At 36.2% G+C, this 12,425-nt stretch carries 10 protein-coding genes and 4 pseudogenes; 10 read left to right on the top strand and 4 right to left on the bottom strand.

Annotated features, from left to right (window positions below; all coding sequences use genetic code 11):
* The first annotated feature begins 837 nt into the window (after positions 1–837).
* Positions 838–1,995 (top strand): IS4 family transposase, encoded by a 1,158-nt coding sequence (locus tag CWATDRAFT_RS24710; protein WP_007307554.1) that lies wholly within the window; start codon positions 838–840, stop codon positions 1,993–1,995.
* Between the two features lie 307 nt (positions 1,996–2,302).
* On the opposite strand, the pseudogene CWATDRAFT_RS24705 reads toward CWATDRAFT_RS24710, so the two are convergent.
* A pseudogene (locus tag CWATDRAFT_RS24705) lies at positions 2,303–2,617 on the bottom strand (transposase); the annotation flags it as partial.
* Between the two features lie 79 nt (positions 2,618–2,696).
* On the opposite strand from CWATDRAFT_RS24705, the gene CWATDRAFT_RS24700 reads away from it, so the two are divergent.
* Positions 2,697–3,092 carry a hypothetical protein gene (locus CWATDRAFT_RS24700; protein ID WP_007303423.1) on the top strand — a complete coding sequence of 132 codons (396 nt, stop codon included), beginning with the start codon at positions 2,697–2,699 and terminating at the stop codon, positions 3,090–3,092.
* 100 nt (positions 3,093–3,192) lie between these two features.
* On the opposite strand, the gene CWATDRAFT_RS37670 is transcribed toward CWATDRAFT_RS24700, so the two are convergent.
* Together CWATDRAFT_RS37670 and sufR are read right to left on the bottom strand one after the other, a co-directional pair.
* A complete protein-coding gene (locus tag CWATDRAFT_RS37670; protein ID WP_157134169.1) occupies positions 3,193–3,357 on the bottom strand; it encodes a hypothetical protein in 165 nt (54 codons plus the stop codon).
* 25 nt (positions 3,358–3,382) lie between these two features.
* Entirely contained in the window at positions 3,383–4,042 is a 660-nt protein-coding gene (sufR, locus tag CWATDRAFT_RS24695) for an iron-sulfur cluster biosynthesis transcriptional regulator SufR (RefSeq protein WP_007307552.1), read from the bottom strand.
* Positions 4,043–4,321: 279 nt separating this feature from the next.
* Here sufR and sufB point away from each other — a divergent pair, with 279 nt between their 5' ends.
* From sufB to corA, 7 genes and pseudogenes are all read left to right on the top strand, one after another.
* On the top strand, positions 4,322–5,764 hold the full coding sequence (sufB, locus tag CWATDRAFT_RS24690; RefSeq protein ID WP_007307555.1) for a Fe-S cluster assembly protein SufB: 1,443 nt from the start codon (positions 4,322–4,324) through the stop codon (positions 5,762–5,764).
* A gap of 85 nt (positions 5,765–5,849) precedes the next feature.
* Positions 5,850–6,620 (top strand): Fe-S cluster assembly ATPase SufC, encoded by a 771-nt coding sequence (gene sufC / locus CWATDRAFT_RS24685; RefSeq protein WP_007307556.1) that lies wholly within the window; start codon positions 5,850–5,852, stop codon positions 6,618–6,620.
* A 159-nt stretch (positions 6,621–6,779) separates the two neighbouring features.
* Positions 6,780–8,138 (top strand): 16S rRNA (cytosine(967)-C(5))-methyltransferase, encoded by a 1,359-nt coding sequence (locus tag CWATDRAFT_RS24680; protein WP_007307557.1) that lies wholly within the window; start codon positions 6,780–6,782, stop codon positions 8,136–8,138.
* A 67-nt stretch (positions 8,139–8,205) separates the two neighbouring features.
* Positions 8,206–8,628 (top strand): tellurite resistance TerB family protein, encoded by a 423-nt coding sequence (locus CWATDRAFT_RS24675; protein ID WP_007307558.1) that lies wholly within the window; start codon positions 8,206–8,208, stop codon positions 8,626–8,628.
* 47 nt (positions 8,629–8,675) lie between these two features.
* Positions 8,676–9,383: an NYN domain-containing protein gene (locus CWATDRAFT_RS24670; RefSeq protein WP_007307559.1), complete on the top strand. Its 708-nt coding sequence runs from the start codon at positions 8,676–8,678 to the stop codon at positions 9,381–9,383.
* Positions 9,384–9,392: 9 nt separating this feature from the next.
* Positions 9,393–9,932, top strand: a complete 540-nt coding sequence (locus tag CWATDRAFT_RS24665; RefSeq protein WP_007307560.1) for a GNAT family N-acetyltransferase — start codon at positions 9,393–9,395, stop codon at positions 9,930–9,932.
* Between the two features lie 13 nt (positions 9,933–9,945).
* A pseudogene (gene corA / locus CWATDRAFT_RS24660) lies at positions 9,946–11,112 on the top strand (magnesium/cobalt transporter CorA).
* 30 nt (positions 11,113–11,142) lie between these two features.
* On the opposite strand, the pseudogene CWATDRAFT_RS37665 reads toward corA, so the two are convergent.
* Positions 11,143–11,643, bottom strand: a pseudogene (locus tag CWATDRAFT_RS37665) (RNA-guided endonuclease InsQ/TnpB family protein); the annotation flags it as partial.
* Positions 11,644–11,780: 137 nt separating this feature from the next.
* On the opposite strand from CWATDRAFT_RS37665, the pseudogene CWATDRAFT_RS24650 reads away from it, so the two are divergent.
* Positions 11,781–12,350 (top strand): annotated as a pseudogene (locus tag CWATDRAFT_RS24650) (IS5 family transposase); the annotation flags it as partial.
* Positions 12,351–12,425: the final 75 nt, after the last annotated feature.

The following is a 12,425-nucleotide window of genomic DNA, read 5'->3' as shown; positions in this document are numbered from 1 at the left end:
AAAAGAAAAAAAAAATAATATGAAAAAAGAAGAGATAAAAAGAAGTAAGAAAAGAAAGAAGAGTGATGATCAAAGTTAATAAAAAAAAGAGAAGATATAAAAAGAAAATTAATAAAAGAGAAGAAAGGTGTAAGAGAGAAATAAAAGGATGAAGAAATTAAATATTAATAAGGAATATAATAGAAATATCAAAAAAAAAAAAATAAGAAAAAAAAATAAAGAGAAATTAAAAAAGATATAAAAATTAATAGAAAATTAAAAAAAAAAAAAAGCATAAAAGATAAGAATAAATGTAAAGTGATAGAATATAATGAAAAAAGTGATTATGAGATATAAAAAAAAAGAAATGGAGTATTAAGTTAGAATACAAGAGAAAAAAATGAAAAGAGAAGGATAAAAGAAGAATAAACATATATAAAAAATAACAAAAAAAAAAAGAAAGAAAAAAAAAGATATAAAAAGATAAATAAAAGTATGTTGTAAAAAAAAGAAAAATTAATAAAAATGTAATTAGAGAAAAGAGAAAAAAGAAATAATAAAGAATAATAAAAAAAAATAAGAAACAATGATATATAAAAGAAAAAANNATNCACCCCCAAACAGGGCAATCGCATTAAAATCTGAGATGCGTGATCCAGTAAAGATTTTAGAGTTTCAGTACAAATGAACGGCAATCGCGAAACCTCTTATGCAGTCAGCTTTTCAAAAATTAAATGCGATTGCCCTGCCCCCCCAAACTGTTTTGATGCGCGAGCGTCAACTCCTAAAAGAGAGAAAACAATCCGATTTTATGCTAATAATAATCAGATTGTCCTTAATCGTTTTATAACTTAAATCATGAGCTTTTTAGCAGTTTATGAATCTCATTTTACCAAACATTTAACACAAACACAGTTCGAGGCTTTTAGAATTTTACTGTGGTTGCTGACAGTACATAAACAGGTTAGAATAGAAAGGTTAGCAGCTTGTTTTCCTTTACCAATCCTTTATCAAAGTCGTCGTAAACATATCCAGAGATTCCTAGTTTTGTCAGCTTTAGCCATTCCCAGATTCTGGTTTCCTGTGATTAAAGCTATTATTTGTAAAGAATTTAAGACTGGCTCTCGTCTGATTATAACAATTGACCGAACCCAATGGAAAGATAAAAATGTTTTCATGGTTGCTGTTATCTGGAAAAAGCGGGCTTTACCCATCTATTGGACACTTTTAGGGAAAAGAGGAGCCAGCAGATTATCTGAACAACAGGCATTAATTCAACCTGTTCTTTGTCTTCTAAAAAACTATGAGTTAGTCATTCTTGGAGACCGAGAATTCCACAGTGTTAAATTAGCTTATTGGTTGAAACAAAAAAGTAAAAAACAAAAGTTATTCTTCGCTTTTCGTCAGAAACAAGGTACAAACCAGAAAAAAGATGATGAAGATTATCAAACTTTTTCGCAGTTAGGAATGAAACCTGGGATGAAGATGTTTTTAACTGGGGTTTCAGTCACTAAAAATAAAGGGTTTGGAAACTTTAATGTGGGAGCATATTGGAAAAGAAAATACAAGGGCAAACAGGAAAAAGAGCCTTGGTTTATTCTTACCAACTTAGACAGTTTATCAGAGGTCTTGAAAGTCTATCGAGCCAGGGCAGGTATTGAAGCTATATTCAAGGATTGTAAGACAGGGGGTTATAATTTGGAGGGAAGTAAAGCCAATAATAAACGACTAAATTCCTTGATTTTATTAATAGCGATCTCTTACACTGCTACTTCTTTAAAAGGCAAAACATTTCGACAAACCAATCAAGGAAAATATATTGCTCGTCTAACTGAAAAATCAAGACGTGACCGAAGACATAGTAATTTTTGGATAGGACTTTATGGCTCTCTTTGGATTCACGCTTGGGAATTTTGCTCTGATTTTATTTCAATTATGATGAGCAATAATCCCCAGAAACTCAACAATTATAAAAAAGGGTTACAAGCCATATCCATAATAGATAAGACGGCTTAATTCCCCTATTTTATCTTAACATAAAATAACCAGTGGAAGATGATTTATTTTAGATGTAACTATCCAAAATAAACCAATTTTTATTATTTAATAAAAACTAATATTGCCCAAGGGGTTGATTTTGAGCATCAACCCTGTGGGGGGGAGGACGGGGGAGGACGGTGTAACCCCTCCTCCCCCCCACACACACGGCAAGAATGATTATCATTATTGTTTATTCTCAATAAGCCCTCTAGTTTTTGACAATTTATAGAGCGATCGCCACGGCTGAAACCCTCTTTCAATCAGGGTTTTAACGGGCTTGTCACCCCGTGAGGTTATAATGTTTTGAAGTGGGAGGAATTGTTCTCGATACCGCTGAAAATAAAGTCTCAATTCTCTGTTCATAATTAGGGTCAGTTTGAGTGGGTAAAAACTCTTGAATTCCTCTATATAAACTGTTATAATCTCTTCTAAATAAAGGATTGAGAGACAATTCAACGACTGAGTGAGCTTGTTGGTTACTGGAGAGGGCATCGAGTAATTCTATAATAGTTTCTTTTCTAGCTTTTAGTCCTTGGAAGAGGTTAGACCTCCACACCAGGAATTCCTCGACAGACGTAGCCGTTTCATTTTTGGTCATTTTTAAAATTTATTACCTTATAAATTAGCGGAATATATACGCTAACATCAAAAGAGGTTGTTTGTTACAGTTAAGGCTAATGTCATCACATTCCGAACTTAAGACCAGTCAAGATGTCCACCTGAGAGCCAAACAAATTAAGAGTCTAATTCGCTCTCTTAAACAGAAAATAAAGAAAATTGAACGGGAAGGGGAAGTAGCACCAGCTAATTGTCATATTATTCGTTATCAGGTTAATCGAAAGGGAACAATCTACTGGTATTATAAACTACAGGCTGCTGAATCAATTTTTCCTATGGCCACTAATAATGAGAAAAAAACCAAATATAAATATTTAGGACGAGCCGGAAGTTCTGCTCATATTGATGCTGTAGAAAAACTCACTAGAAGAAATCTCATTGATGAATTAGAACGAGTCATTCAATCTCTAACTGAAAGCTACTTAGATATCTATATTGGAACCGAAACTGAATGAAGCTATTTAATATTTAAAATCCCCTAAAAAGATGGAAAGAGAGTTTTTAAAATCACCTTAATTCTCTATTTTAGCTCTGGAGATATGTTTAGCGTAAAATTTACGCTAACAATTGTTTTTTATCCAAAGTCCAAGTTTTTAAGAGTATTGGAATAATACTAGCGGTTGCACTTTCTGCTCTTAACTCTTCTGGCCACCAAATGGCGGCCACATCCCTAAGTTCGTTAATGTTTCTCTTATATTTTTTAAGGTTTTTATTGGCCATTAACTTAATAGATAAATTCTCAACTCTAACCCTTAAATCTAATTAAATACCCACAATTATGTTCCCCTTCATTAATCCAGTGGGTTCGTTCTATAATACAATCAGGCAGAATGTCGGCAAACATTTCTAGCTCATGACCACACACTGTAGGATAAGATTCGGCCACATCAGAAATGGCGCAATGATGCTCAGCCAAGAGATAACCCTCATCTTGACCATTTAAGCCATTTTTTTCGTTGGCCTTGTGCATTTCAGCCATATAACCCTCTTCCTGTCGCAGTTTAACCAACTTATCCACCCTATCTTTTAAAGAACCCTCGCCAATACGTCGTCGGTACTCATCAGCTTTGCGTTGCCATTGCTTGCGTAGTACCTCTTTTACTTGAGGCTCCCCCAATGTTTCCATTAACGTCTCCAAAAAAGACACAGCAAACTCCCCATATTGGTTAGGAAAACGATCGCGACCCTGTTTACTGAGAGAATAGACATATTGGGGTCGTCCTAACCCTTCCTGCATCGGATGATGTTCTAGCAACCCGTCCCCTTCTAGATCCTTCAAATGACGACGGGTAGCTTGAGGGGTGATATTCAGGGTTTCTGCGAGTTCGTGGGCGGTAGCTTTACCTTGCTTGAGTAAATGCTGTAAAATGTCGTCTTTTGTGGAAGGGGGCTGTATAGTAGTCATTTTTTAAACTTACAATTCAGATATATTACAAATGTAACGATCGCACTTTAGAAAAGGTTACACAAAATTTTAGAAGAATGTGACTTTGACAACAATTCTGTTGTTAATCCATTGTAAGCTATAATAAAGAAACATAAATGTTGTTTTATTAACCCGATCCAGGAGACACAAGTTTGTGGGGCTAAGAACTCATCCCCCATATAACTATTTTGTTTAAATCACTTAATTCTCCAGATACTGGAGAAAAACCTTGAACTAAAACGGAGAACACAAAATCTAATGAGTGCAACCACCGTCAAAAACCTAGTCAACCAACCTTATAAATACGGCTTTGTTACTGACATCGAAACCGAAACTATCCCTCGGGGTTTAAGTGAAGATGTAATTCGTCTTATTTCCGCTAAAAAGAACGAACCAGAGTTCATGCTGGAGTTTCGTCTTAAAGCCTATAAACAATGGTTGAAAATGACGGAACCTACCTGGCCTCACGTCCACTACCCAAAAATTGACTACCAGAATATCATATACTATTCTGCGCCTAAACAAAAGAAAGAAAAATTAAAAAGTTTAGACGACGTTGATCCCACTTTAATAGAAACCTTTGAAAAGCTAGGTATTCCTTTATCTGAGCAAAAACGCCTAAGCAATGTGGCTGTAGATGCTATTTTTGATAGTGTGTCTGTGGCAACCACCTTTAAGGAAAAATTAGCCGAGGATGGGGTTATTTTCTGCTCTATTTCTGAAGCATTAGAGGAACATCCTGAGTTAGTAAGAAAGTATCTTGGTAGTGTGGTTCCTGTTGCGGATAATTTCTTTGCTGCGTTAAATTCTGCGGTGTTTAGCGATGGCTCTTTTATTTTCATTCCCAAAGGGGTAAAATGCCCCATGGAACTGTCGACTTATTTCCGCATCAATACAGGAGATACAGGGCAGTTTGAACGCACTTTAATTGTGGCGGAAGAGGGAGCATCTGTCAGCTATTTAGAAGGGTGTACCGCTCCCATGTATGATAGTAATCAACTTCATGCTGCAGTGGTTGAATTAGTAGCGTTAGATAACGCAGATATTAAATATTCTACGGTACAGAATTGGTACGCAGGGGATGAGAAAGGTAAGGGCGGAATTTATAATTTTGTGACTAAAAGAGGACTCTGTAAAGGGGTTAATTCTAAGATTTCTTGGACCCAAGTAGAAACAGGTTCTGCTATTACTTGGAAATATCCCAGTTGTGTGTTAGCAGGGGATAATTCTGTTGGGGAATTTTACTCCATTGCCTTAACTAATAATATGCAGCAAGCTGATACGGGAACCAAGATGATTCATCTTGGCAAAAACACCCGTAGCACCATTATTTCTAAAGGTATTTCTGCTGGTAACTCTAAAAATAGTTATCGGGGTTTAGTACAAATGGGACCCAGGGCAAAAGGAGCAAGAAACTACTCCCAATGTGATTCTATGTTAATTGGGGATAACGCCGAAGCTAATACCTTCCCCTACATTCAAGTTGATAATAATACGGCTAAAGTTGAACACGAAGCATCTACTTCTAAAATAGGAGAAGACCAACTATTTTACTTTGCTCAAAGAGGTATTTCTGAAGAAGATGCTGTCTCAATGTTAGTCAGTGGTTTCTGTAAGGATGTCTTGAGTGAATTACCTATGGAATTTGCTTCAGAAGCCGATAAGTTATTGAGTTTGAAGTTAGAAGGAACCGTCGGCTAGACAGTTATCGGTTATCGCTTATCAGTTATCAATCTTAAAAGATGGTAACTGATATTTATTGACAATTAACAATCAAGAAAAAAACATGAGTGACGTTATCTTATCCATCAAAAACTTGACTGCTAATGTAGAAGGAACTCCTATCTTAAAAGGAGTTAATCTGGATATAAAAGCAGGTGAAATCCATGCTATCATGGGCAGAAATGGTTCAGGAAAAAGCACTTTATCCAAGGTTTTGGCAGGACACCCTGACTACGAAATCACTGGGGGTGAGGTGATTTATAAGGGAGAAAATATCTTAGATAAAAGCCCTGATGAAAGAGCATTAGAAGGTATATTTTTAGCCTTTCAATACCCTTTAGAAATTCCTGGGGTCAGTAACCTAGACTTTTTAAGAGTAGCCTACAACGCCCGTCGTAAGCATTTAGGTTTAGAGGAAATAGATACTTTTGATTTTGAAGATTTAGTGGAGGAAAAATTAGAAGTTGTTAAAATGAACTCTGCTTTCTTAGAAAGAAGCTTAAACGAGGGATTTTCTGGGGGTGAAAAAAAGCGTAACGAAATCCTACAAATGGCTTTATTAGAACCCACATTAGGTATTTTAGATGAGATTGACTCAGGGCTAGATATCGATGCTTTAAGGATTGTTTCTAATGGGGTCAACCAGTTAGCAACTCCTGATAATGCTTTCTTATTAATCACCCATTATCAACGCTTATTAAACTATATTGAACCCCATCATATTCATGTTATGTATGATGGTCAAATTGTTATCAGTGGTGGTAAAGAATTAGCCCTAGAATTAGAAGAATCAGGCTATGACTTTATTGAAGAAAAATTGCTGGCACAAGCGTAGATTATTGGTTTTACAGAATGAACTATGCTAAGTAATGAAAGAGCTAGACAGGAGAAGAAGCGCAAGTTTTTAACTAATTATTAGGCTTGAATTATCTATCCTGTCTGGTTTTCATTGAGTTCAAACTATTTTTCAGCATAGAATACACTGGAAAACCGAATGAGAAATAAATTATCAACCAGCAACGCCCGTCAACTTGCTTTAAAAATTTTACTAAAAATTGATCGCAAAAATAGTTATACCGATGTTGCTTTAAATAGGGCTTTAAATCAAAGTAATCTTAGTTCTAGCGATCGCAGTCTATGCACAGAATTAGTTTATGGCATTATTCGTCATCAACGCACCTTAGATAGTTTAATCGATCAACTAGGTAAAAAAAAGGCGCAACAACAACCCCCAAACTTAAGACGTATCCTACACATTGGACTCTATCAACTACGATACCTCGATCATATTCCCCCTTCTGCTGCTGTTAATACCAGTGTGGACCTAGCCAAAGACAACAAATTGCAACGACTTTCAGGGGTAGTTAACGGCATTTTACGGCAATATATTCGTAGTATTCAAGGCAACCACGACCCTTTAATTTTACCCAATGATACCCTAAAAAAACTCGCTATTCAATACAGTTTCCCCGACTGGATCATCGAAACTTGGCTGCAAAAATGGGGGGAAGAAACCACAGAAAAAATGTGCCATTGGTTTAATCAAAGCCCTAACATTGACATTCGTGTTAACCCCTTAAAAACCAATTTGGAAACCCTACAAACTCAACTAACCTCAGCAGGAGTTAACGTCACCCCTTTAGGCCGTTTTCCCTGTGCTTTGAGACTAAAAGGGAAAATAGGAACTATCCCTACCTTACCAGGGTTTAGCCAAGGTCATTGGACAGTACAAGATACTAGCGCGCAACTGGTGAGTTATTTCCTCGATCCCCAACCTGGAGAAACCATTATCGATGCCTGTGCTGCACCAGGGGGAAAAACAACCCATATCGCCGAGTTAATGGGGGATCAAGGCACCATTTTCGCCTGCGATCGCACCCCTTCCCGTCTCAAAAAAGTACAAGAAAACGCCCAAAGACTAGAATTAAACTGTATTGAAACAGTTGTGGGGGATAGTCGTTATTTGCAACAGTTTATCAATAAAGGAGATCGAGTCTTAGTGGATGTTCCCTGTTCCGGCTTGGGAACCCTGCACCGACATCCAGACATTCGTTGGCGACAGACTCCTGAGAACATCAGAGAATTAACCAGTTTACAACTAGAGATTTTAAACCAAGCCGCCCAATGGGTCAAACCCCAAGGAACCCTAGTTTACTCAACTTGTACCCTTAACCCCCCAGAAAACCAAGAAATCATCCAAACCTTTTTAAGCACTCATTCCCATTGGAAGATCGAACCACCTAACCCCCATTGGGCTTTTTCTCCCTTTGTGACATCATCACAGTGGATACAAATGCTCCCCCATAAACAGGATAGTGACGGTTTTTTCATGGTGAAGTTGAAGAAAGGTTAATAGAATACCTATTTATACCAAATATATTTCATGATAAAGACAGGAAAAAACACCTCGGTGATTAACAATGAATGAGCAAAATAAAAATAAACAATTGCTAAAAATTCTCATTGGTGCAGCTTGGATCGATGGCATTATTCAGGCAGAAGAAAGGGACTATCTAAAACAAATGGCTCAGCGTCATGGTTTATCTGAAGATGATGATCTCAAGGATCTTTTATCAGAATTGAAACCCGTTCAACCCCATCAATGTTATCAATGGTTAGAAGAATATTTAGGGGATAATCCTAGCAGAAATGACTATCAAAAATTATTGGAAACCTTAAGTGCTTTAGTTTATAGCGATGGGGATATTCAAATGCAAGAGGCACAACTTTTAACTAAATTACAACTACTTGATCCCGCTCAAGATTCACCTCAATCAGCTTTTGATAAAATTCTCAAAACTATTCAAAAAGTTTATAAAAAAGCGGTTGATCAAAAGATTTAACTCTTTTAATACAAATTGTACAATGAACAATCTGCCAATCTCTTAATATGAAAACCTTAGAGGATGGTTCCAGTAATACCCGTTTAGCAGTTTTAATCGACGCTGAAAATGTCAGCGCAAATATTATTGAACACTTATTACAAGAAGTTGCTAAGTATGGAACCGCTAATGTAAAAAGAATCTATGGAGACTGGACAAACAGTCAATTAAATAGCTGGAAAAGTAAACTCAATAAATTAGCACTACAACCCATCCAACAATTTCGATATACAACGGGAAAAAATGCCACTGATAGTGCTTTAATTATTGATGCAATGGACTTACTTTATACAAATAATTTTGATGGCTTTTGTTTAGTTTCTAGTGATAGTGATTTTACTCGTTTGGCCTCTCGCATTAGGGAATCAGGACTTATTGTTTATGGATTTGGAGAAAAAGTCAAGACTCCAGAAGCTTTTGTCGTTGCTTGTAACAAATTTATTTATACCGATATTTTAGCTTATAAACAACCTTCTGGCAATCAAAAAATAACAACAAATAAACAATTATTAGAGTTGTTGAAGAGTGCCTATGAATCCGTAGCAGATGAAGAAGAATGGGTTCATCTTGGTCCCTTTGGTTCACAATTAACTAAATTATCCCCTTCCTTTGATTCTCGAAATTATGGCTATAAAAAATTGAGTGAATTAGTCCAGTCACTGGGAATTTTTACAGTCAAAAAAAATCAATCTCATATCATGATAAAACTAAAATAGGAATGATAAATGAAAAAAATAAGACTAGCAAACTTAGAAGACTTGGAAAAAATTGTTAATATTTATAATGATAGTATTCCCAGTCGTATTGCCACAGGAGATTTACAAAAAATAACGGTAGAAAGTCGCTTAAAATGGTTCAAAGAAAGAGACACTAACCATTATCCTATTTGGGTGATGGAAGATCATAACCAGTCGTCAACAACAGGGGTTAAAAATCAAGTGGTTGGTTGGATTAGTTTACAACATTTTTATTGTCGTCCCGCTTATAAAAGTACAGCAGAAATCAGTTTATATATTGCTGAAAAATACCGAGGTCAAGGAATTGGTAAAAAACTATTAGAATATGTCATAGAAGAAAGTCCAAAATTGGGATTAACTAACTTACTAGGATTTATTTTTGCCCATAATAAACCCAGTTTAAACTTATTTAAAAAATATAACTTTCAACAATGGGGTTACTTGCCAAAAGTAGCTCAATTAGATAGGATTGAAAGAGATTTGATTATTATGGGACTACATTTAGATTGTAGAAAGAACAACATATAACTGAAAATAAATTATGACTCAATCCCCCATTACTGAAGACCAAATACTCAACCCTGAAGAATTAGAAAAAGAAGAGGAGTCAGATTATTTTGATTACTTTTTTGATGAACCTGGTAGCGAACCTGGAAAGTTAAATATAGAACCAGATGCGAAACCTTCTCGTATTGTTTTAATTGATTACGATCAGTCCCATGCTATACGAAAAGTAGATGTTACCCCCAACGCTTTAATCCCCTATTTAGGAACAAATACCATTTCTTGGATGGATATTCAAGGGTTAGGAAGTGAGAGGGTTCTTAAATAAATTGGAGAAATTTTTAAGCTTCATCCCTTACTTTTAGAAGACGTGGTTAATGTTCCTCAAAGACCTAAACTAGAAGATTATAACGAGCAATTAGTATTAATTGTACAGATGGTTCGCCCCAAGGACAATGAAGAGGGATTTGAAAGCGAGCAAGTTAGTTTTGTTTTAGGAACTAGATATTTACTTACTTTTCAAGAAGAAGAAATAGAAGATTGTTTCGATATTGTTAGAGAAAGAATTAAGGCAAATCAAGGCAAAGTCAGACAACAAAAAGCAGATTATTTAATGTATTTATTGTTAGATTCTATTATTGATGGTTATTTCCCCGTATTAGAAGACTACGGCGATCGCATCGAAGATATAGAAGACGAGTTGGCTATTAGACCTAATACTAATCAACTAAAAGAAATTTATTTAATTCGTCGGGAATTATTAGCCTTACGTCGTGCTATTTGGCCTTTACGAAATGTGAGCAATATGTTAGTCAGAGGAGAAAGTTCTTTAATTAGCTCCGAGGCACAAATTTATTTTAGAGACTGTTATGATCATTTTATTCAAATTTTAGATATTGTAGAAACTTATCGAGAGTTAGCCTCTTCTTTAATGGATGCTTATCTATCTTCTATGAGCAATAAAATGAATGAGGTGATGCAAGTTTTAACCGTTGTTTCGACGATTTTTATTCCTCTGACTTTTATTGCTGGGGTTTATGGGATGAACTTTGAATATATGCCAGAATTAAAGACTCGTTGGGGTTATATAATTTGTTTAGGGTTCATGGGAGCGATCGCAGGAGGTTTAGTCTTATTTTTTTGGCGTAGAGGTTGGTTTGAACCGTTTGCCCGTCCTAACATCCCCTTATCAAAAAAAGATTAGATTGACACTCTCGCCGCCCGCGCTACGCGCTCAACGGGAGATTCTTAAATTCACATTTAAGAGTTCCTGTTTCACAGATTGGTAACTAGGCGTTACCGCCCCCGTCCCATCATCTCCACAGGCATTTTCTAACACGCTATGCCCTAGCGCGTATCCTTCTAAACCTTTGAGGTCTGCTTTCCACCTGGAATCTCAGTCCAGGTGGGTCAGACCTCGATTTCTGATAACTTGTGCGGAGGCCACGTCTCGATGGGTTGTGTAACCACATTCGGGACAAATATGTTCTCTAACATCAAGAGTCTTCTTACCTGTCTCACAGGAGCACTGAGGGCAAATTTGGGGAGTGTAGTTCTTGTCCACTTCAGCAACGAAAACGTCGCGCTTCCAAGCCACCCATTTAAGGATGGTCACAAATTGCCCAAAGGCAGCGTCAAGACAATGCTTAGACAGCATCCCCCTAGCCCACGACCTAAAATCAATATCCTCGATAAATATTGATTGTGCTTGGTCACAGAGGTGATGGGCTAACTTAGGGTTTGCTGAATAAAAGCAAAACCCTATTCTTTAAAAGGTTACACCCATATTCGCGATCGCAAAAAAGATCAGCTTTGTCGGCTACAAACCGCTATAATTGGTAGAAACACCTCCCAGTTGTTGGTCAAGAACAAATGTATCGAAAAGAGGAGCAACCTTTACCGCCCCCAGAAAAATTTGAATTACCTTTCGAGGGCAAATTGTCCCCCAATAATCGTTGGGTAATCATGGCAGAGTTGATACCTTGGGATGATTTTGAGGAAGAATATGCTAAACTTTTTTCAGCAGAAAAAGGTGCGCCAGCCAAACTATTTAGAATGGCATTAGGGACATTAATTATTAAGGAAAAATTAGGAACAAGTGATAGAGAAACTATAGAACAGATTAGAGAAAATCCCTATCTACAATACTTTATAGGTTTAAATTGTTATCAACAAGAGCCACCACTGGAATCTTCAATGCTAGTTCATTTTAGGAAAAGAATTGATGGAGAATTGATAAACAAAATCAATAAAAAAATAGTAAAAAGAGAAATAGACAAGAGTGATAAAGAAGTAAAAAAAAAGGATTGTCTCCAAGAAAAAGGAGAAAAAATAAAAAATAAAGGTAAACTAATTTTAGATGCGACTTGTGCGCCAGCAGACATCAAATACCCAACGCGATTAGGGCTTTTTAAATCAGGCCAGGATTGGACCGCACGATTATAAATATCTTTATAACCATTTGAAGTAATTTGGAAAAAAGCGAGAACTTCAGAAAAATTGTTAAAGGGAATCTTT

Origin of the sequence: Crocosphaera watsonii WH 8501 (genome assembly GCF_000167195.1) — a bacterium.
GTDB lineage: Bacteria > Cyanobacteriota > Cyanobacteriia > Cyanobacteriales > Microcystaceae > Crocosphaera > Crocosphaera watsonii.
This window is presented reverse-complemented; position numbering and strand designations above follow the sequence as displayed.